The 19914-nt window shown below is 70.4% G+C and carries 22 protein-coding genes; 9 read left to right on the forward strand and 13 right to left on the reverse strand.

Annotated elements, in window-relative coordinates; translation table 11 throughout:
* Positions 1 to 13 precede the first annotated feature (13 nt).
* From Vau01_RS51905 to Vau01_RS51915, 3 genes are read right to left on the reverse strand one after another with little or no spacing between them, the layout of a single operon-like run.
* Positions 14 to 1201, reverse strand: a complete 1188-nt coding sequence (locus tag Vau01_RS51905; protein WP_204008909.1) for an FAD-dependent oxidoreductase — start codon at positions 1199 to 1201, stop codon at positions 14 to 16.
* Positions 1202 to 1231: 30 nt separating this feature from the next.
* Entirely contained in the window at positions 1232 to 1990 is a 759-nt protein-coding gene (locus tag Vau01_RS51910) for a PIG-L deacetylase family protein (RefSeq protein WP_204008834.1), read from the reverse strand.
* 19 nt (positions 1991 to 2009) lie between these two features.
* Positions 2010 to 3734 (reverse strand): Hsp70 family protein, encoded by a 1725-nt coding sequence (locus tag Vau01_RS51915; protein ID WP_204008835.1) that lies wholly within the window; start codon positions 3732 to 3734, stop codon positions 2010 to 2012.
* A 30-nt stretch (positions 3735 to 3764) separates the two neighbouring features.
* On the opposite strand from Vau01_RS51915, the gene Vau01_RS51920 reads away from it, so the two are divergent.
* Positions 3765 to 4841, forward strand: a complete 1077-nt coding sequence (locus Vau01_RS51920; protein ID WP_204008836.1) for a DNA polymerase IV — start codon at positions 3765 to 3767, stop codon at positions 4839 to 4841.
* Here Vau01_RS51920 and Vau01_RS51925 read toward each other — a convergent pair.
* Positions 4788 to 5447 carry an HNH endonuclease family protein gene (locus Vau01_RS51925; RefSeq protein ID WP_204008837.1) on the reverse strand — a complete coding sequence of 220 codons (660 nt, stop codon included), beginning with the start codon at positions 5445 to 5447 and terminating at the stop codon, positions 4788 to 4790. The two genes, Vau01_RS51920 and Vau01_RS51925, sit on opposite strands and share 54 nt — an antisense overlap.
* A gap of 82 nt (positions 5448 to 5529) precedes the next feature.
* Entirely contained in the window at positions 5530 to 6504 is a 975-nt protein-coding gene (locus tag Vau01_RS51930) for a zinc-binding dehydrogenase (protein ID WP_204008838.1), read from the reverse strand.
* Between the two features lie 104 nt (positions 6505 to 6608).
* Between Vau01_RS51930 and Vau01_RS51935 the strand changes: the two genes are divergently transcribed.
* Both Vau01_RS51935 and Vau01_RS51940 read left to right on the forward strand, forming a co-directional pair.
* Positions 6609 to 7220, forward strand: a complete 612-nt coding sequence (locus tag Vau01_RS51935) for a TetR/AcrR family transcriptional regulator (protein ID WP_204008839.1) — start codon at positions 6609 to 6611, stop codon at positions 7218 to 7220.
* A 132-nt stretch (positions 7221 to 7352) separates the two neighbouring features.
* Positions 7353 to 8528 carry a Fic family protein gene (locus tag Vau01_RS51940; RefSeq protein ID WP_204008840.1) on the forward strand — a complete coding sequence of 392 codons (1176 nt, stop codon included), beginning with the start codon at positions 7353 to 7355 and terminating at the stop codon, positions 8526 to 8528.
* A gap of 55 nt (positions 8529 to 8583) precedes the next feature.
* On the opposite strand, the gene Vau01_RS51945 is transcribed toward Vau01_RS51940, so the two are convergent.
* Genes Vau01_RS51945 through Vau01_RS51955 form a run of 3 tightly spaced genes read right to left on the reverse strand, consistent with a single transcriptional unit; the run spans position 8584 to position 10821 of the window.
* Complete coding sequence (locus Vau01_RS51945; protein WP_204008842.1) at positions 8584 to 9435, reverse strand: ABC transporter permease; 852 nt, start codon at positions 9433 to 9435, stop codon at positions 8584 to 8586.
* Positions 9432 to 10403 carry an ATP-binding cassette domain-containing protein gene (locus Vau01_RS51950; protein WP_239152665.1) on the reverse strand — a complete coding sequence of 324 codons (972 nt, stop codon included), beginning with the start codon at positions 10401 to 10403 and terminating at the stop codon, positions 9432 to 9434. Before Vau01_RS51950 ends, Vau01_RS51945 begins: the two co-directional genes overlap by 4 nt.
* Positions 10387 to 10821: a hypothetical protein gene (locus Vau01_RS51955; RefSeq protein WP_204008846.1), complete on the reverse strand. Its 435-nt coding sequence runs from the start codon at positions 10819 to 10821 to the stop codon at positions 10387 to 10389. Before Vau01_RS51955 ends, Vau01_RS51950 begins: the two co-directional genes overlap by 17 nt.
* Positions 10822 to 10875: 54 nt before the next feature.
* Between Vau01_RS51955 and Vau01_RS51960 the strand changes: the two genes are divergently transcribed.
* Both Vau01_RS51960 and Vau01_RS51965 read left to right on the forward strand, forming a co-directional pair.
* Positions 10876 to 12159, forward strand: coding sequence for an FAD-binding protein (locus tag Vau01_RS51960; RefSeq protein WP_204008847.1), 1284 nt, complete (start codon positions 10876 to 10878; stop codon positions 12157 to 12159).
* On the forward strand, positions 12144 to 12647 hold the full coding sequence (locus Vau01_RS51965; protein WP_204008848.1) for a hypothetical protein: 504 nt from the start codon (positions 12144 to 12146) through the stop codon (positions 12645 to 12647). The genes Vau01_RS51960 and Vau01_RS51965 overlap by 16 nt, the downstream gene beginning before the upstream one ends.
* A 21-nt stretch (positions 12648 to 12668) precedes the next feature.
* Here the strand turns inward: Vau01_RS51965 and ppgK are convergent, their stop codons facing one another.
* The gene (gene ppgK, locus Vau01_RS51970) at positions 12669 to 13406 is read right to left on the reverse strand and encodes a polyphosphate--glucose phosphotransferase (protein ID WP_204008849.1); all 738 of its coding nucleotides are present in this window, start codon (positions 13404 to 13406) and stop codon (positions 12669 to 12671) included.
* 53 nt (positions 13407 to 13459) lie between these two features.
* Between ppgK and Vau01_RS51975 the strand changes: the two genes are divergently transcribed.
* Together Vau01_RS51975 and Vau01_RS51980 are read left to right on the forward strand one after the other, a co-directional pair.
* Entirely contained in the window at positions 13460 to 14446 is a 987-nt protein-coding gene (locus tag Vau01_RS51975; RefSeq protein ID WP_204008850.1) for a Kelch repeat-containing protein, read from the forward strand.
* 92 nt (positions 14447 to 14538) lie between these two features.
* Positions 14539 to 15063, forward strand: a complete 525-nt coding sequence (locus tag Vau01_RS51980) for a hypothetical protein (RefSeq protein WP_204008851.1) — start codon at positions 14539 to 14541, stop codon at positions 15061 to 15063.
* 39 nt (positions 15064 to 15102) lie between these two features.
* Here the strand turns inward: Vau01_RS51980 and glgA are convergent, their stop codons facing one another.
* Positions 15103 to 16287 (reverse strand): glycogen synthase, encoded by a 1185-nt coding sequence (gene glgA / locus Vau01_RS51985; protein WP_204008910.1) that lies wholly within the window; start codon positions 16285 to 16287, stop codon positions 15103 to 15105.
* Positions 16288 to 16481: 194 nt separating this feature from the next.
* Between glgA and glgC the strand changes: the two genes are divergently transcribed.
* The gene (glgC, locus tag Vau01_RS51990; RefSeq protein ID WP_204008852.1) at positions 16482 to 17714 is read left to right on the forward strand and encodes a glucose-1-phosphate adenylyltransferase; all 1233 of its coding nucleotides are present in this window, start codon (positions 16482 to 16484) and stop codon (positions 17712 to 17714) included.
* Here glgC and Vau01_RS51995 read toward each other — a convergent pair whose 3' ends face one another.
* Both Vau01_RS51995 and Vau01_RS52000 read right to left on the reverse strand, forming a co-directional pair.
* Positions 17715 to 18197: an SUKH-3 domain-containing protein gene (locus Vau01_RS51995; RefSeq protein ID WP_204008853.1), complete on the reverse strand. Its 483-nt coding sequence runs from the start codon at positions 18195 to 18197 to the stop codon at positions 17715 to 17717.
* Positions 18194 to 18586: a YwqJ-related putative deaminase gene (locus Vau01_RS52000; protein ID WP_204008854.1), complete on the reverse strand. Its 393-nt coding sequence runs from the start codon at positions 18584 to 18586 to the stop codon at positions 18194 to 18196. The genes Vau01_RS51995 and Vau01_RS52000 overlap by 4 nt, the downstream gene beginning before the upstream one ends.
* Before the next feature lie 120 nt (positions 18587 to 18706).
* Here Vau01_RS52000 and Vau01_RS52005 point away from each other — a divergent pair, with 120 nt between their 5' ends.
* On the forward strand, positions 18707 to 19186 hold the full coding sequence (locus Vau01_RS52005; RefSeq protein ID WP_204008856.1) for a hypothetical protein: 480 nt from the start codon (positions 18707 to 18709) through the stop codon (positions 19184 to 19186).
* Here the strand turns inward: Vau01_RS52005 and Vau01_RS52010 are convergent.
* Positions 19172 to 19879, reverse strand: a complete 708-nt coding sequence (locus Vau01_RS52010) for an SUKH-3 domain-containing protein (RefSeq protein ID WP_204008858.1) — start codon at positions 19877 to 19879, stop codon at positions 19172 to 19174. The two genes, Vau01_RS52005 and Vau01_RS52010, sit on opposite strands and share 15 nt — an antisense overlap.
* Between the last annotated feature and the right edge of the window lie 35 nt (positions 19880 to 19914).

Here is a 19914-nt window from a genome sequence, read left to right on the forward strand (position 1 = left end):
CAGGAACGAGGAATCAGGAGACCCGCTCGGGCCGCACCCCGATCCCGACGATCCGGGCCGGCACCGCCTGGAGCGCCGGGAACCGGTCCAGCAGCCGGGTCGGTGCCGGGCTGCGCACCGGTCCGCTGGTGGCGAGCGCCCGCCGCACCACGGCCCGCTGCGCCACCCGCTGCCCCAGCTGCGTCACCCGGGTCGGCCAGACCCGGCGGCGCTGCACCCGGGCGAGGTCGCGCGTGGTCACCCGGCCGCGGGCCAGCGGACCGGCGAGCAGCCGGGCCGCCGCCACCGCGTCCTGGATGGCCAGGTTGATGCCGACGGCGCCGACCGGCGACATCGCGTGCGCCGCGTCGCCGATGAGCAGCACCCCGTCGGCGTACCAGCGGCGCAACCGGTTGACGCGCACGGTCAGCTTGCGCACGTCGTCCCATTGCCCGATGGCGTGGAGCCGGCCGCGCAGCGACGGTGCCAGCCCGGCCAGCGTTTCCCGGAACGCCGGCAGCCCGGCCGCGCCGATCGCCTCGTAGCCACCCTTCGGAACGACGAGGCCGCACTGCCAGTAGTCGCCGCGGTCGATGCTGATGAGCAGGTGGCCCGACCCGACGCGCACGTCGACGCCGTCCCGGTCGCCGGATTCGCGCGGCAGGCGGAACCACAGGACGTCCATCGGCGCGCCGAACTCCTTCGGCCGCAGGTCCAGCAGCCGCCGCACGGCCGAGTGACGCCCGTCGGCCGCGACCGTGAGCGGCGCCCGGATCTCGACCTCCTCGCCCGACGGCGTGCGGGCCACGACCCCGCCGACGGCGCCGCCGGTGCGGACCAGCCCGACGACCTCGTGCTCGCGCAGCAGCGTGAACGTCCCCTCCGAGCCGAGCAGCTCCAGGAAGTCCCACTGCGGCAGGAACATGACGTACGGGTGCCGGCACCGCAGCCGGCTGAAGTCGGCGACGGTCACCGTTCGGTCGGCGAACGTGAACCGCAGCTGCCGCACCAGGCGGTGCGGCAGCGCGGCCAGCTTGTCCATGAGGCCGAGGTCGGCCAACACGTCGAGGGTTGACGGATGCACGGTGTCGCCGCGGAAGTCGCGCAGGAAGTCGGCGTGTTTCTCCAGGACGATCACCGAGCGGCCCTGTCGGGCCAGGAGCAGGGCGAGCATGAGTCCAGCCGGACCGCCGCCCGCGATACAGACGTCTGCCGATCTCATCATGCGTTGAATTCTACGCCCGATGAAATATTACGCCACCCAGGGCGGCGGGCCGTCGAAGGTAAGCGCGAAGACGTCGAACAGCACGGCCGCCTCGACACCGAGCGCCTTGCCGGACTGCTGGGCCATCCAGGTGAGGAACGGACCCGGTTCGGGCCCACGCACGCCCAGGCCCTTCGTGTACTCGTCATGCGCGGCCAGCGACAGGATGCCCTTCCGCAACGGCTCGCCGGTGACGTCGACCCCGTGGGTGGGCCGCTCGGCGCCCGCGTAGGCGACGAACCGCACCCCGCCCCACGGCTCCAGCCCCTCGTCGACCAGTTCCGGGAAGATCCAGCGGTTGCCGGCGTCGCGCGCCGCATCGAGCGTGGCCAACCCGACCACGCGGTGGTCGGCCTGGTTCGCCATGCCGGCGCTCATTTTGACGCTGAACGCACCCGACACGATGATCTCCGGCTTGTACTTCCGGATCACCCGGACGATGTCGCGCCGGAGTTCGTTGCCGTACTCGACCACCCCGTCGCGGTGATCGAGGAAATCGACGATGTCGACGCCGACCTCGCGGGCGCCGGCCCGTTCCTCGGCCTCGCGGAGCGGGGCGGCCTCGTCCGGGTGCAGTCCGTCGATGCCGGCCTCGCCCCGGGTGGCGAGCAGATAGGTCACCTGTTTGCCCTGTGCCGTCCAGCGCGCGACGGCGGACGCGGTGCCGTACTCGATGTCGTCGGGGTGCGCGGCCACGGCGAGGCAGCGGTCCCAGTTCTCCGGCAGCGCCGGTAAGTGATCAGTCACGCCGCCGAACGTATACCTACTACTTCACCCTGGTCATGGTCTCCGAGGAGAAGCTCGACCCGGTGCTCAGCGAATCGCCGGCGCACACGTACCGCTCCGCCTCGTTGCTGATGCTCAGGGCGCCGCCGGTGTTGCGCCGGCCGTTGCGACGCAGTTCCCAGGTGCCGCCGACCGACCACGAGTCGTAGATCAGGGTGCCGTTGCCGGCCCGGTAGCGCCCGCTCGCCCACCCGTTGACGATCTCTTCCCATTTGTTCCCGTTGACCGTCGCCGTCCCGATCACCTGGTCGAACACGACACCGGTGCGGCCGTCGGCCTCGAAGGTGGCCGTCTTCCGGCCGCTCACCAGGACGAACTGCACGTCCTTGCCGTCGATCTTGTTGGTGCGGACGTCGGTTGCCTGCACCCAGGTGCCGACCAGGCACGGGTCGATCCCGGCCGCGTAGCTCACCGACGGCGACACCGACGCCCGCCCCGACGCCGAGGCGGCGGCGAACGCGGCGCCGTGCTGCTCGTCGTCCGATCGCCCTTGAAGCGCGAAGGCCGTGACCGTCGCCGCGGCCAGCAGCACGGCGGCGGCCGCGGCCCCGATCCGGACCCGCGGGTCCACCCAGAAGGGCCGGGACGACGGGGCGGGGCGCTTGGTGAGGTCGACGGTCGGCCACGACGGGTCGCCCGGTTCGGGTGCGGCGACCGCGGCCGGGCTCTGGATGCTGCCCTCGGCCACGGCGAGTTCGGGCTGGTCGACGACCGTCGGCTCGATGCCGAACGCGCGGTGCAGCACGGTGGTGACGACCGGCATCCGGCTCGACCCGCCGCACAGGAAGATCGCGCCGGCCGCCGGAACCTCGGCGGTGCGCAACGCCGCCCGCACCGCGGTGACGGTCCGGTCGAGCACCGGCGCGGCGGCCGCGTCGAGCTGCTCGCGGCCGATCGGCACCTCGACGTCGACCAGCGGCACGTGGACCAGCGTGGTCGCCGCCCGCGACAGCATCTCCTTGGCCTGGCGCACGTTGTCCCAGAGTTGGCGGCTGGCGCGCCGGTCGGCGGTGGTCTTCGGCTCGACGAGGCGACTCCAGCCCGGCTTCTCCCCCAGGGCGGCACCGAGGCTCTCGACGATCGCGGCGTCGATGTCGAGCCCGCCGCAGTCGTTGAGACCCTCGGTGGCGAGCACCTCGATGCCGGCGGCGGTGCGGCGGATCACCGACGCGTCGAACGTGCCGGCGCCGAAGTCGTACACCACGGCCGTGTCGCCCACCGCCAGGTCACCGCCGACGGCGATGAAGTGGTTGGCGGCGGCCACCGGCTCCTCGACCAGGCGGGCGTCGGGCAACGCCGTCGCGGCCGCGTGGCGGAGCAGGTCGCGGCGACCGGTCGCCCACCCGGCGGGGCAGGTGAGGACGATGTCGGTCGGTGCGCCGCCCGCGGCCCGCGCGGCCTCACCGGCGACCCGGTGCAGCACCGCCGCGATCAGGTCGGCCACCGGCACCGACCGGTCGCCGAGCAGCACGGTCTCGTCGTCGATGCACCGTTTGGGGTGCGGCTCGAAGGCGCCCGGATCGATGGTGGCCGTGTGCAGCGCGTCGCGCCCGACCACGAGATGGCCGCCGGCGTCGGCCGCGACCGCGCTGGGCAGCAGCGGCGAGCCGTCGAACAGCAACGGCCGCGGCTCGCGATTCGGCAGTTCGAGGACGGCGACGGTGTTCGATGTCCCGAAATCGACGCCGAGGCGAACGGTCCTCACGGCCGCAACAATACGACCACACTGGTACACATGACGTGGCTGCTCCATCTCGACATGGATCAGTTCATTGTGGCCGTAGAGGTGTTGCGGCACCCCGAACTCACCGGGCTGCCGGTGGTTGTCGGCGGCAACGGCGACCCGGCCCGGCCGCGCCAGGTGGTGGCCAGCGCGTCGTACGAGGCGCGCGCTTTCGGCGTCCGCTCGGGAATGCCCCTGCGCACCGCGGCCCGGCGCTGTCCCGACGCGGTTTTCCTGCCGACCGACCCGGCGGTCTACGACGCGGCCTCGGTCACGGTGATGGCCGCGCTCCGCACCTTCGACGTGCCGGTGGAGGTGTGGGGTTGGGACGAGGCGTACTTCGGCGGCGCGGTCGCCGACCCTTTCCTGCTGGCGCGCGAGGTACGCGCGGCGGTGTTCGCGGCGAGCGGGCTGTCGGCGTCGATCGGCATCGGCGAGAACAAGCTGCAGGCGAAGATCGCGGCGCAGTACGCGAAGCCGGGCGGGATCTTCCGGATCACCTTTGATTCCTGGCCCGGGCTGATGTTCGCGCGGCCGGTGTCGGCGCTATGGGGGGTCGGGCCCAGAACCACAAAGAAATTGGACGCGCTGAGCATTTCCACCGTGGGTCAGCTGGCCGGGTGCGACGCCGCGGTGCTGCTGCCCGTGTTCGGACCGCGCATGTCGTCGTGGCTGCCGCTCGCGGCGGCCGGGCACGGCGACGTTTCCCTGACCACCGAACCGTGGATCGCGCGCTCGAAGAGCCGCGAGACCACGTTCGAGGTCGACATCACCGATCCCGTCGAGGTCGCGTCGCACGTTTCCGCCATGGCGTCGGCCCTGACCCGTGACGTTGTTGCCGATGGTCGGCTCGTGACGCATGTGGCGGTGAAGGTGCGGTTCACGCCGTTCTTCACGAACCTCCGGAGCATGAAACTGCGCGACGGGGCGACCGCCGACCCTGATGTGGTGTCGGCGGCCGCCGTCGTGGTGCTGGGAAAGATCGAGCTCAACCGGCCGGTGCGGCTGGTCGGCGTGCGGGTCGACCTTCTCGCGTTACCAGGCGTAGGTGATGGTGAGGGTGGTGTTGGTGCAGCCGGCGGCGACTGACGTCAACTTCGTCTTCTCCGCGGTGTTGACGGTCAGCCGCCAGCGGATCTTGGTGGCGACCCACTCCGTGATGTAGCGGCAGTGCACCGAGGTCACCGACGGCATCCACTCGGCCGGGTCCTTGTCGCCCTTCGACTGGTTGACGTTGTCGGTCACCGCGGCCAGCGAGCGGCCGTCACCGAGGTCGTTGGCGTACGCCTGCCGCCGGCTGGTCGGCCAGGTCCGGGCGCCGCTGTCCCATGCCTCGGCGAGCGCCACCATGTGGTCGATGTCGAGGTCGGCGGGCAGGGTCCAGGTGGCGCCGTCGTAGTACGAGAACCAGCGGCCGCCGGTGAGCGTGCAGGTGCCGCTGACGGTCGGCTTGGTGGTGGCCTCGGCGATCAGTACCTCGTAGCGGGTGTTGCAGCCGTCGCCGTCGGCGTCGATCCAGTGCGGGAACAGGTCGCGGTCGTAGCCGGTGCGCACCTCGGTGGCGACGGCGAGGTTGGCCACGGCGGTCCGCAGCGGTGCGGAGTAGGTGGCGGCGAACGCGGGGGTCGGCGTGAACGCGAGGACGGCCACCGCCGAGACGACGGCGGCACCCAGTATCCGGACTCGTGATCCCATTGCTACTCCTCCATCGGTGTCAATCGATCAAACGACGGGGGGATCGCGCTGGATAGATTCCAAAGCTGAACTCTGGCAGACGTTATGGTTTCAGGGCCAGCTTTCCGACAGTTGCCCGCGCCTCCAGTTCCGCGAGCGCCTTCGGCCCCTGGGCCAGGTCGTAGCCGGTCGGCCGGCCGGGGCCGAGCACGCCGGCGGCGATGAGCCCGAACAGCTCTCCGAAGATCTGCGGCGCCGCACCGATCAGGACGCCGATGTTCAGGCCGACCACGTGGACCTGGTGCCGGTAGACGAGGTCCCAGTTGGTGATCGCGGCTTCGCCGCCGGCCAGGCCGTAGACGACGACCCGGCCGGTGACCCGCTTGGTCGCGGCCAGGCTGGCGTCGAAGGTGGCGCCACCGACCGACTCCAGCACGAGGTCGACGCCCGCGCCGGCGGTCAGCCGCAGGACCTCGGCGGCGAGGTCGGCTCCGCTTTCGCGGGAATCGACGACGTGGTCGGCGCCCAGCGCCCGCACCACCTCGTGCTTCTCCGGCGACGCCGCGGCGATCACCGTCGCGCCGTAGTGCTTGGCCATGGTTACCGCGGCCTGTCCGGTCCCGCCGGCCGCCGCGTGGATCAGCACGGTCTGGCCGGCGGCGATGCCGCCCAGTGGTCTGAGCGCCGCGAGCGCGGTCGGCCAGTTCACCACCAGGCCCAGCGCCTGCTCGTCGGCCCAGCCCGCCGGAACGGGAACCGCCGCCGCCGCGGGCAGCACCATGTACTCGGCGAACGCGCCGCCCGCGATCGCGGCACCGACGACATGGTCGCCGGGCTCCGGGCCGGTCACCCCCGCACCGACGGCGACGACCTCGCCGGCGCCCTCGATGCCGGCCAGATACGGCGGCTGCGGGCCGCCCGCGAACGTGCCTCGCGACTGGGCGACGTCGACGAAGTTGACCCCGGCCGCGGTGACCCGGACCAGGACCTCGCCCGGGCCGGGGCTCGGCACCGGTACGTCGGTGACCAGGCCCAGATCCCGCGGGCCGTCGAAGGACCTCTGCTGCAGCGCACGCATCGTCTCTGTCTCCTTTGTTAATCGAACGACCAACAAACCCTGTCACGGCTCTTCGCCGCCGGTCAAGGTAAAGTTGGTCGATCGACAAACAAGTGAGGATCCCGATGGCGACTCGCGGCCGGCCGCGCACCTTCGACCCGGACATCGCCCTGCGCCAGGCGCTGGACCTGTTCTGGGAGCGCGGCTACGAGGGGACGTCGCTCAACGACCTGGCCCAGGCCATGGGAATCGCGTCCGGCAGCATCTACGCCTGCTTCGGCAGCAAGGAAGACCTGTTCCGCAAGGTCATGGCGCTCTACGGCGCGACGTCGGGCGAGCCACCGCGGCGCGCGCTCCGCGAACACCCGACCGCCCGCGCCGCGATCCAGGCCATGCTCCGCGCCACCGCCGACCAGATCACCGGCCCGGACACGCCGCACTACTGCATGCTGATTCTCGCCGCACCAACCGGCGCCGTGGAAAACCACCCGGTCCGCGAGTTCCTGGCCGACCGCCGCCGCGACATGCACGCCACAATCAAGGCCCGGCTGACCCAGGCCCGAACCGACGGCGACCTGACCACGTCACCCGACACCCTGGACGCCGTCGCCCGCTACTACACCACCGTGGTGCAGGGCCTGTCGATCCAAGCCCGTGACGGCGCCACGAGAGCCGATCTGGAAACCGTCATCACCTGTGCAATGGCCGCCTGGGACACCCTCACGTCCGCACCCTGACCCACGCAGCACTTGAATTTCAGCCCTGCAATTTCAAGCATTCGACGAGAAATTTGCGATCTTGGCTCGCCATCTCCGCCAACTTGAGATCTTGGTCGAGCTTTTCAAGTTTCCTATGCTCTACTTGAGATCATGGACGACGTAACGTTCCAATCGTCACCTGTGGGGTCACTTGTCCGCATCAGTGGATGGGACCCGCGTTACAACGAGCCCTACGAATGCTCGGCATATCTGCCCGAACCGCTACCCAGCAAGCTCGAACTGGCCCAGGAGACGTATCACGCGGTGACGGAGGCCGCCGTCGCTGTCGCCCGCCTTGACCAGGCGGCATTCAGGCTTCCGAACGCCGGGCTGCTGGCCCGCCCGGCGATCCGCCAGGAAGCCGTGAGCACGTCCGCCCTGGAGGGAACCTACGCCGCCCTCGATGACGTGCTCGAAGCGGACTTCCTCAACCGCGACCAGCTGTCGGCATCGGTGGCCGAGGTCCACAACTATGTCGAGGCAGCCGAGTTGGCGTTCGAATGGGTCAAGGACAAACCGATCACCGTGGGCCTGCTGGAACACCTCCAGAAGATCCTCGTTCGCGGCACACGCGGCGATTCGCATGACTCCGGCCGCATCCGAACGAGTCAGGTCTTCATCGGTGGCAGCGGTGGACGCGTGGGTGATGCGCGGTTCGTTCCGTCGCCACCCGGCGACCAACTCCGTGCCGGCGTGGACGCATGGGCCGACTGGCTCATGGCCGAAGACACCATTCCCCTCGTCATCAAAATGGCGCTCGGCCACTATCAGTTCGAGACGCTGCACCCCTTCAACGACGGCAACGGCCGCCTCGGCCGCCTGGTCTGCGTCCTCCAGTTGGCCCATCGGGGCGAGTTGCGCGTCCCGATCCTGAATCTCTCGCCCTGGCTGGAAAGCCGTCGACGCGAATATCAAGATCACCTCCTGGCCATCAGTGCCACCGGCGACTTCGAGCCGTGGATCCGGTTCTTCTCAGAGGCAGTCCGGGCTCAGGCGATTCGCGGCGTTGAGAAAATCGATGCTCTGCACGACTGGCGCGACAGCGCACTCAACCGGTTGCTGGACGCGGGTGTCCGAGGCGTGGCAGCGCGAATCACCGAGGACCTCATCGGATATCCCCTTATCACCGTGAAGATTGCCGCCGCACGCTTCCACGTCTCCAACCAGGCCGCCAACACGGCGATCGGACGACTCATGGAGCTAGGTGTCCTGGAGGAACGGACCGGGAGACGATACGGCCGGGTGTTCGCCGCACGAAGCGTGCTGAACATCATCAACAACCCGTAGCAACGGACAGCGAAACGTGGCCTCCGCGATGGGAGGCCACGTTCGTCTGGGACGGTTACTTGCGGTTGTAGGCGCGCATTGTCAGGGTCCCGAAGATGGCGGTGATCACGACCGAGGCCACCAGGACCCACACCGTCTCGCCGCTGTCCCAGTCGCCGTCCATCATGGCCCGCACGGCGGCCACCAGGTGGGTGATCGGGTTGACGTCGACGAATGCCTGCAGCCAACCCGGCATCGTGGTGGGTTGCACGAACACGTTGCTCAGGAACGTCAGCGGGAACAGCACCAGCATGCTGACTCCCATCACCGACTTCTCGGTGCGCAGGATCAGGCCGAGCAGGGTCCAGATCCACGAGAACGCGAACGAGAACACCACCAGCAGGACGATCCCCGCCACCACGCCGGGCAGCCCACCGCCGGGGCGGTAGCCCAGCACCAGCCCGACGCCGGTGATCACGGTCGCCGCCAGGACGTAGCGGAGCAGGTCACCGAAGATCATGCCGACCAGGGCGGCCGGTCGCCACACGGGCAGGGTGCGGAAGCGGTCGAAGACGCCCTTCTCGATGTCGGTGTTGAGGCCGACCCCGGTGTACATCGTGATCATCACGACGCTGGTGACCATGATGCCCGGCAGCAGGTACTGCAGGTACTCCCGCGGCGAACCGGCCAGCGCACCGCCGAAGAGGTACGTGAACATCAGCGTCATGATGATCGGGAACGCGGTGACGTCGAACAGCTGCTCGGGGACGTGCTTGATCTTCAGCATCGCCCGCCAGCCGAACGTCACCGATGCCGACAGGGCATTGGGACGCTTCGGACGCTGGCCCGGCGCCATCACGGCGGCAAGGCTCTCCGGCGCGGGCTTGTAGTCCCGGCCCGTTTCGATGTCGACGGTCGCGGTGGTCATGCCACGGGCTCCTTCGTAACAGTGTCGGTCAGGGCCATGAAGACCTCGTCGAGGCTCGGCTGGCCGAGGGAGAAGTCGTCGACGACGATGCCCGCCGCCGCCAGTTCGGACAGGGTGCGCGAGGCCTGCTCGGCCGCACCGGATTCGCTGCCGCCGGTGCCGACCCGCACGGTCAGGCCGAACGCGTCGGCGTCGCGCTGCACCGGTGCCGCCAGCACCCGGCCGAGCACCCGCTCGGCCTCTTCGCGCCGGCCCGCGTCGCGCAGCCGGACGTGCACGGTGCCCGCGCCGACCGACGACTTGAGCTGGCCCGGCGTGCCCTCGGCGATCACCTTGCCGTGGTCGATCACCGCGATCCGGCTGGCCAACCGGTCGGCCTCGTCGAGGTACTGGGTGGTCAGCAGCACGGTGGTGCCCTGTGCCACCACGGCCCGCACGATCTCCCACACCTGGTTGCGGCTGCGCGGGTCGAGACCGGTGGTGGGCTCGTCCAGGAACAGCAGGTCCGGCGTGTTGAGAATGCTCGCGGCGATGTCGAGCCGCCGGCGCATGCCGCCGGAGTACGTCTTGACCTGCCGGTTGCCGGCGTCGGTCAGGCCGAACGCGTCGAGCAACTGGTCGGCCCGGATCCGCGCCGGGCGCTTCCGGTGACCGAGCAGCCGCCCCAGCAGCACCAGGTTCTCCAGACCGGTGAGATCCTCGTCGACCGACGCGTACTGCCCGGTCAGGCTCACCCGCGCCCGCACCTCGTTGGGCTGCTTCAGCACGTCGTGCCCGAACACGGTGGCCCGCCCGCCGTCCGGCCGCAGCAGCGTGGCCAGCATCTTCACGGCCGTCGTCTTGCCGGCGCCGTTCGGGCCGAGCACGCCGTACACCGAACCGGCCGGCACCCGCAGGTCGAGCCCGTCGACCGCGCGGTTCTTGCCGAACACCTTCACGAGGCCGGTTGCCTCAATGGCCAGATTCATGAGTTCCTCCATTCACCGGGTCGCGCAGTGCGCGACCCCACCACTCGAGCTGCTCGAACATCGCGGTGGCGGCGGCCGCGTCGAACGCCGCCACCACCACGGTCACGATCACCACGTGAAGCCCCGCGAACACGGCGCGCAGCGTCTCGACCGCACGGCCGGAACCGACGAACGCGACCGGCTTGGCCCGCCACCCGACGCACCCGGACCCGGCCGCCCGCCGCAGCAGCGCCTCCGACGCCTCGTCCTCCGGCGTCACCAGCACGAACGCCTCGGCCGCCGCCAGTCGCGCGGCAACCGCGGGGCCCGCGAGGTCGATCACGCCGACCTCGAGCCCGGTCCGCCGGCGACCCTGGCCGGCGACCCAGGTGCCCACCGGGCCCTCCTGCGTCACCACCGCCACCCGCAAGCGCTGCATCGTCACATCCGATGGGCGCTAGATCGCCCGCTAGACGCGATCTCGCGAACCGCGATGGCCTGCGAAACTGGACGCGTGACCGCCCCTAGCAACGACGCCGGCCGGAACTGGGCCGGCAACATCACGTTCCGGGCCGCCCGCCGGCACCGCCCGTCCACGGTCGACGAACTACGCACTGTGATGGCCGACGCCGAACACATTCGCGCGATCGGCACCGCCCACTCGTTCAACCGCATCGCCGACTCCACCGGCGACCTGGTGTCCGTCGCCGGCCTGCGGCCGTCCATCGCGATCGATGCCAAAGCGGCGACCGTCACCGTCGGTGGCGCGGTGCGGTACGGCGACCTCGCCAGCCACCTGTACGCCGCCGGATACGCCCTGCACAACCTGGGTTCGCTGCCGCACATCTCGATCGCCGGCGCGGTCGCGACCGGCACGCACGGTTCGGGCGACCGCAACGGCAACCTCGCTACCGCCGTCCGGGCGCTCCGGATGGTCACGGCCGACGGTGATCTGGTGACGCTGCGCCGCGGCGAGGCCGGGTTCGACGGCGCGGTGGTCGCGCTCGGCCTGCTCGGCGTCGTCGTCGACGTGACGCTCGCGATCGAGCCCGCGTTCGAGGTGCGCCAGTTCGTCTTCGAACGGCTGCCGTGGTCGCGGCTCGTCGAGAGCTTCGACGAGATCCTCCGGGACGCGTACAGCACGAGCCTGTTCACCTCGTGGTCCGGCCCCGTGGTCGACCAGGTGTGGCGCAAGAAGCGCACCGACGAGCCGGCGCCGCCCGGCGGCGACTGGTTCGGGGCGGTTCCGGCAACCGGGCCGCTGCACCCGATCCGCTCGATGCCGGCCGACAACTGCACCGCGCAACTCGGCGCGCCCGGCCCCTGGCACGAGCGGCTCCCGCACTTCCGGCTCGAGTTCACCCCGAGCGCCGGCGACGAGCTCCAGTCGGAGTTCCTCGTTCCGCGCGAGCACGCCGTCGCGGCGCTCACGGCCGTCGACGGGATCCGCGACCGGATCGCGCCGGTGCTGCAGATCTCCGAGCTCCGCAGCGTCGCGGCCGACGAGCTGTGGCTGAGCCCGAGCTACCGGCGCGAGACGATCGGCATCCACTTCACCTGGATCCCCGACACCGCCGCGGTGCTCCCGGTGGTGGCGGCCGTCGAGGAGGTGCTCGCGCCGTTCGCGCCGCGGCCGCACTGGGGCAAGATCTTCACGACGCCGCTCGATGCCGTGGCCGCCCGCTACGAGCGCTGGGACGACTTCCAGCGGCTCGCCGCGACCTACGACCCCGGTGGCAAGCTGCGGTCACAATATGACGCATGGCAATCCGGCTGACCTTCGACGTGATCGGCTCGACCTGCGGCGACCTGCTCCGCTTCGCCGACGCGGTACGCGCCGCGGGCGCTCAACCCGAGCAACCGCTGGAGCAGAGCTCCGGTCCGAACCGCATCGACGTTCTGGTCCACGACGGGCGCGGCCCGGCCGCCTATCCGTATCCGGGACCGCAGGGGCCTCCGAATCTCCCCCCGATGCGCCGGGCGGGCGGGCCGATCCAGCACGGGCCGTTCGTGCCCCCCGGCTTCGGCCATCACAGCGTGCCGCGATGGGAGCGGGAATCCGGCGCCTTCATCGGGGTCAACTGGGGCACCCGCTCCCGTCACACCGACGTGCGGCTCGAGACCATCGACCGGTGGGCCGCCGCGCTCGACACGGTGCTGGCATCGGCCGGAGTCGACGAGGCGGTCAAGGCGTCGCTGCGCGACCTGCGCGAGGCCTTCAGCGATCAGGACACGCCACCCGGATACCCGGGCGGCGGTTCCTGACCATCCACAGTAGATAGTGCACTAAGTTCGGGCCGCCGCCGCCACGGCGGCACCGATGATTCCGGCGTGGTTCTGCAGGGTCGCGGGAACGATCGGCGTGCGGATGTCGACGTGCGGCAACCACTTGTCGGTCTTCTTGCTCACCCCACCGCCGATCACGATGAGATCGGGCCACAACAGGTTCTCCACGTGCGACAAATACCGCTGGACGCGCTCCGCCCAGTCGGCCCAGTCGAGTTCCTCGGTCTCCCGCGCGCGATCGGAGGCCCGCTCCTCGGCGTCGAACCCGTCGAGTTCGAGGTGCCCGAGTTCGGTGTTGGGCACCAGTGTGCCGTCGACAAACAACGCGCTGCCGATGCCGGTGCCGAACGTCAGCATGAGCGTCACCCCGTCCTGGCCGCGCCCGGCGCCGAAGCGCACCTCGGCGAGGCCGGCCGCGTCGGCGTCGTTGAGGAGCGTCACCGGCCCGCCGACCGCCTCCGACAGGAGGTGTTCCCCCCGCACACCGATCCACGACGGATCGAGGTTCGCCGCGGTGCGCACGTCGCCGTGCAGGATCACGCCGGGAAACGTGATGCCCCAGTGCTCGGCCGGCCCGACCTCGGCGGCAACCGCGGCGATCGTCTCCACCAGGTTCGTCACGTCGGCCGGACGCGGTGTGTCGAGCCGGTAGCGTTCACCGGTCAAGGTTCCCGTCGACACGTCGACCGGCGCGCCCTTGACCCCTGAGCCGCCGACGTCGATTCCCACAGTGGTCATGGCTCTACTTCTACCCCGTCGGCATCCCGTTTACATGGGTGGACACTGAATGGATGCGGGTCCGGTATGCGCTGTTGGCGCTTCTCACGGTTTTCGTCGCGTCCGGGTGCACGGGCGGGGACGACGAGCCGGCGGCCGATCGTCCCACCGATCTTCCCACCGTGGCCGCCGGCGCCTGGCGCACGCTGGCCGCGGCGCCGTCGCAACGCACGGAGGTCGCGGCGGCCGCCATGGGCGGCAGAATCGTGGTGACCGGCGGCTACCGCGCCGACGGGGCAACGGTGTCCACAGTGGAGATCCTCGACACCGCCACCGGTCGCTGGGAAGCCGGCCCGTCGTTGCCGCTCCCGGTGAACCACGCCATGTCGGTCGCGATCGACAACCGGGTCTACGTGTTCGGCGGGTACCTTCCCGAAAACCGACCCACCGACACCACATTCGTGCTCGACGGTGCCGAGTGGCGCCGGCTCGCCCCGATGCCCCGGCCGCGCGCCGCGGCGACCGCGGTGGCGGCCGGCGGCACGGTGTATGTGGCGGGTGGCATCGGACCGTCGGGGCTGGCCGCCGAGATGCTCGTCTACGACACCGCCACCGACCGATGGACCACCGCCCCCGGCCCACCCACCCGCCGCGAACACCTCGGTGGTGCCGGATTCGGCGGGCTCGTCTACACCGTCGGCGGCCGCACCGGCGGGCTCGACACGAATCTCGCCGCGTTCGAGGCGTACGATCCACGCTCCGGCGCCTGGACCCGCCTGCCCGATCTGCCCACCCCACGCGGCGGTCTCGCGGCCACCGCCACGTGCGCCGGCCAGATCGTCGCGGTCGGCGGCGAAGCACGCGCCACGTTCGGCGAAGCCGAGGTGTTCGACATTGGAACGGCTACCTGGAAAGCACTCCCGCCGTTACCCACTCCCCGGCACGGGCTTGGCATTGTCGCGATTCGGAATACCATTTATGCGCTAGCGGGTGGTCCGGAGCCAGGATTGCATGTTGCGGATACGACGGAGGCGATTGAGACCGGCGGGGTCTGCCAGTGAGAACACCACCACCCTGGGGTTTACTTAGACAGATTCCATGACACACTTCGGGCGATTATCGAGAACCGCTCACGACACACCGGAGAGCAACAATGAGTGGATACACGGTCACTATCACGCCGTCCGGCGGGCAATCCGGTCCGCAGACGACCATTCAGGTCGACACCACGAGCGGGGCCGCCCGGGTCACCGAACTCACCGTTCGCGCCGGCGGTTCCGGACTCGCCCCGCAGGAACTTCCGGTGATCGACCTCGCGGCTCTGGTGGCCGCGCTCGCACCGGGATCGGCCGCACCGGCGCTCACCGCCGCACCGAGCGCACCGGTCGCCACGCAGGCCGCACCGGCACCGGCCACGCGGGGACGGCGGGGACGCAAAGCCGCCGCCGAGGCACCGAAGAAGGCCACCCGCGGCCGTCGTCGTAGCGCTGCCGCCGCCGAGGCACCGGCGAAGGCCGGCCGCGCCTACCGCCGCATGCCCGCGCAGGAGGAAGTGCTCGCCGCGTGGAATGAAACCCGCAGCGCCACGCAGGTGGCCAACCACTTCGGCGTCCCGCGCCACACCGCCACGGGTTGGCTGCGGCGCCTGCGCCAGATGGGCGTCATCGAGTCGTCCTGACCCGTTCCGGTAGCGGTGGTTCGGCCGGGCGAATCACCGCTACCGCGCGGCGGAGCGATACACGTCCATCGTCTGCTCCGCAATGGCCGTCCACGAGAAATGCGCAACCGCCCGGCGGCGCCCCGCCTCGCCCATGGCCGTGGCCTTCGCCGGATCGGCGATCAACTCGTTGATCGCCGCCGCGAGATCCGCGACGAAGCGGTCTGGATCGAGCGGTGTGCCGGTGCCGTCGGCGACCTGTTCGATCGGTACCAGCAGGCCGGTTTCGCCGTCGGCGACGACTTCGGGAATGCCACCGGTGGCGGTGGCCACCACGGCGGTTTCACACGCCATCGCCTCGAGGTTCACGATGCCCATCGGCTCGTAGATCGACGGGCACACGAACACCGTGCTGTGTGTGAGCACCTGGATGACCTCGGGCTTGGGAAGCATCGCCGCGACCCATACCACACGTTCCCGGGTGGCTCGCAATTCATCGATCAATGTCTCTACTTCTGCCGCGATTTCCGGTGTGTCGGGCGCGCCCGCAAGGAGCACCAGTTGCACCTCCGGCGGAAGCGACTTCGCAGCGCGTAACAGGTACGGCAGTCCCTTCTGCCGCGTGATTCGCCCGACAAACGTCACGCTGGGTATTTCCGGATCGATTCCAAGCCGGGTGACGACGTCGGTTTGCCGGTCGGGTTTGTACTGTTCGGTGTCGATGCCGTTGTGCACCACCCGGATCCTGGCCGGATCCACCGCCGGGTAAGCGGTCGTCACGTCGCGCTTCATGCCCTCCGAAACCGCGATCACCGCGTCGGCGGCCTCCAGCGCCGTGCGCTCGACCCATGACGACAGCGCGTAGCCGCCGCCGAGCTGTTCGGCCTTCCACGGCCGGAGCGGTTCCAGGCTGTGCGTGGTGACTATGTGTGGAACACCGTGCAGCAGCTTCGCGACGTGCCCGGCGAAGTTGGCGTACCAGGTGTGGGAGTGCACCACGTCGGTTCCGGCGCAGCCGGCGACCATCTCGAGGTCGACCCCCATGGTGCGGAGGGCGGCGTTGGCGCCACTGAGGCCGGGCGGGTCGCCGTACGCCAGCACGCCGGGCTCGTCGCGCGGGCCGCCGAAACAGTGCACCCGGACGTCGGCCAGCGGCCGCAGCCGCTCGGCGAGGTACTCCACGTGGACCCCGGCACCGCCGTAGACCTCGGGCGGATACTCACGGGTCAGCAGGTCAACACGCATGACGCAAACAATAGGGCCCGCCCACTTACCACGGGGGAGGCGAGTGGGCGGGTTGCCACGAACATACCTGGTCGCCGACGCGCGGTCCGCCCGAGGTTCCACCTCCGACCGGTCCGTAGGGGTTCGCAAAGGGTTCGCCCGCAAGTTGCGGCGTCCCGCTGGTGCCAACCTCCGAAGGTGGTTAGCGTCATTTCATGGCTCCGAAGGTGCTGTCGATCGTGCTCGCCGGCGGCGAGGGCAAGCGTTTGATGCCGCTCACCGCAGACCGGGCGAAGCCCGGAGTCCCATTCGGCGGAATCTACCGAATGATCGACTTCGTCCTGTCCAACCTGGCCAACGCCGGGTACCTGAAGATAGTCGTGCTCACCCAGTACAAGTCGCACTCGCTCGACCGGCACATCACGAAGACCTGGCGGATGTCGACGTTGCTGGGCAACTACGTGGCACCGGTGCCGGCGCAGCAGCGCCTCGGGCCCCGCTGGTTCGCCGGGTCGGCCGACGCGATCTACCAGAGCTTCAACCTCATCAACGACGAGAAGCCCGACTACGTCATCGTGTTCGGGGCCGACCACATCTACCGCATGGACCCGGCGCAGATGGTGGCCGACCACATCGCGTCCGGCGCCGGGGTCACCGTCGCCGGCATCCGGCAGCCGTTGTCGACGGCCGACCAGTTCGGCGTCATCGAGGTCGGGCCCGACGGCCGGCAGATCCGCGCGTTCCGCGAGAAGCCCACCGACGCCGTGGGCCTGCCCGACGCGCCCGACGAGATCTACGCCTCGATGGGCAACTACGTCTTCTCCACCGACCTGCTGGTCGAGGTCATCACCGAAGACGCCAAGAACTCCGACAGCAAGCACGACATGGGCGGCAGCATCATTCCGATGCTGGTCGAGCGCGGCCTGGCCAACGTGTACGACTTCCGCGAGAACGAACTGCCCGGCAGCACCGACCGCGACCGCGGCTACTGGCGCGACGTCGGAACGCTCGACTCGTTCTACGACGCGCACATGGACCTGATCGACATCCACCCGGTGTTCAACCTCTACAACTACGAGTGGCCGATCTACACCGACTACCGCCCGTGGCCGCCGGCGAAGTTCGTGCACGGCTGGGAGGGCCGGGTGGGCCGCGCGGTCGGCTCGATGGTGTCGCCGGGCGTGGTCATCTCCGGGTCGCTGGTGGAGAACTCGGTGGTGTCGCCGAACGTCAAGGTCCACTCGTGGGCGACCGTGTCGGGGTCGGTGCTCATGGAGGGCGTCGACATCGGACGCAACGCCGTGGTCCGCAACGCGATCCTGGACAAGAACGTCATGGTGCCCGAGGGGGCGCAGATCGGCGTCGACCTCGACCGTGACCGCGAGCGGTTCACGGTGTCGGCCAACGGCATCGTGGTGATCGGGAAGGGCCAGAAGGTCGACCCGTGATCACCAGGTCCCGTCGCGCTTGATCCGGGCCGGCTGGATGCCCAGCACCAGCGCGGTCAGCGCGTCTTCGATGGTGTCGCCGAGGAACCACTCGCCGGTGTGGTCGACCACGAACACCCGTCCGTCGCCGTCGATCGCGAGGAGACCGGTGCCGCCGCCCTCGTCGCCGATCGGGGTCAGCTTGGTGTGCAGGGCGCTGCCCAGTGCGGCCAGCGTGGCGACGGTGGCCTGCACCCGGCCCGGGTCGAGCCGGAACCCGCCCGGCGCCACCTGCCGCCCCTCCTCGCCGGCCGGCATCTCGACCCCGCCGTACCGGGCGAACACCTCGATCGCCGGCGGCACGATCGGGTGGCTGCGCCCGTCGGGGGTGGCGTAGCCGGCCAGCATGAGCGCCCACCGGTGGGCCCGCGGCTCGTCGCGCGTCTGCGGGTCCCAGCCCACCGCCCGGAGAGCGGCCTCGACGTCGAGCGGCAGCGCCCTCATGCGTCCACCTCGACCCCGAAGAGATCCAGCAGCACGGCGCACGAGCGGCACGGTGGCTGCACCGCGCCGTGGGTCGGGTCGCCGTCCTCGCGCACCCGCGTCACCACCAGGCGGGCGCCGCGCAGTGCGGCCTGCGCCTGCGCCGGCGTGAGGTCGAGGCCGGGCGGCAGGTCGGCGCCCGCGGCGAACAGCTGGTCGGAGAGCAGCACCGGCTCGGCGCACCAGCCCACGTACCGCTCGCGCCGCGGCACCGGCAGGGTGGCCAGTACCCGGCGGATCATCGGGTGCAGTTCGGGCGGCAGGTCGCCGCGGACCGACGAGTGCGTGTGCACCCGGCCCTTGACGAGCAGTGCGGCGGCCGTGGCCGGATAGGCGCGCGGTTCGGACACCGGCCGAGCGTATCCACAACGGCCGCTCGGTGGGCATCCCGTGCGGCCGTCGCCTGCGATACTGGGGCGCGATTCATAGGGCGGGGCGTAGGAGGCCGGCGCGTGCTGGTGGTTGGCCGCTTGGAAATTGGTGAGGACGCCTGGGTCGAGCTTGTCGGTGAGCCTCCCGACCCATGGAACTTCGACGGCTGGGTCGGGCGGCTGCGGCCGTACGGGCCGGTCACCGAGAACACCCGGTCCGAGGTGTTCAAGGAGCTCCGTGGCCTGCCGCACTGCGAGTGCCGGGCCACGGTCGACGAGGGCGTGCTGCGGCTCGACGTGTCGGGCTGGCTGCGGCCGCCCGAGTTCCGGGAGTTCGCCGCCGACCTGGCCGACCTGTTCATCGGCGCGTACCCGATGGGCGGGCGGGGCACGCTGTGGTTCCTCCACGACCAGACGGCGTACGGCGATCCGCAGGAGCCCGACTCCAGCTACGTGCTCTGGTTCGACGGCGAGCAGGTGCACCTGGGTCACCCGTCGGAGAAGCGCCAGCGCAAGGTCCTGGGCACGGTGACGTTCCGGGCCCTGCAGGACCGCGTGGTGCCGCTACTCGAGGGGTAGCAGCGGCCCGCCGCGCACCATCCACACCAGTGCCGCGTCGAACGAGTCGGCCACCAGGTAGTCGTCGGCCCAGTGCAGCAGGAACACCCGGCCGTCGCCGTCGATCACGAGGTCGCCGGGGCCGTCTTCATGGTCACCGACCGGTGCGACGGCGATTCCGGTGCGCGCGATGAACGACCGGAGCCCGTCGGCGCCCACCCGGTCGGGGATCGGGAAGAACCGGCTGGCGAACCCGCCGTCGGCCGACTCACCCACCCCCCGTTGCGAAATCCGCAGGCCGCCGAACTCGGTCAGCGCCGCCAGCGCGGCACCGGTGAAGTCGACGCCGGCGAACGCGGTGGCGACCTGCGGGGTGGCCAGCCACGCCGTCACCACGGCGGCCCGGTCGCGGGCCGGCCACCAACCGGCCGTTTCCAGTGCCGCCCGCACGTCGGGCGGGAACCGGTCGCGGGCGGCCCGGTGCGCGGCGTACTGGGTGGCGACCAGGTCGGCCGGCAGCGCGCCCCACGGCGTCAGCTCACCGGTCTCCTTGTCGACCACGACGGTGGGCTGCGTGGTGACCGCGGGAACCGGGCCGGACCAGGCCACCTGCCGCCACGCGACGAATGCCTCTTCGAACTCGGCCAGCCCGAGTTCGGCCGGGGCACAGCCGAAATGCTCCCGTACCGCCTCGGCCGCATCGGCTCGACTCATCACGGTTGATTCCTTCCGGTGCACCGAAGTCGCCT

It is taken from the genome of Virgisporangium aurantiacum (genome assembly GCF_016863635.1).
Classification (GTDB): Bacteria; Actinomycetota; Actinomycetes; order Mycobacteriales; family Micromonosporaceae; genus Virgisporangium; species Virgisporangium aurantiacum.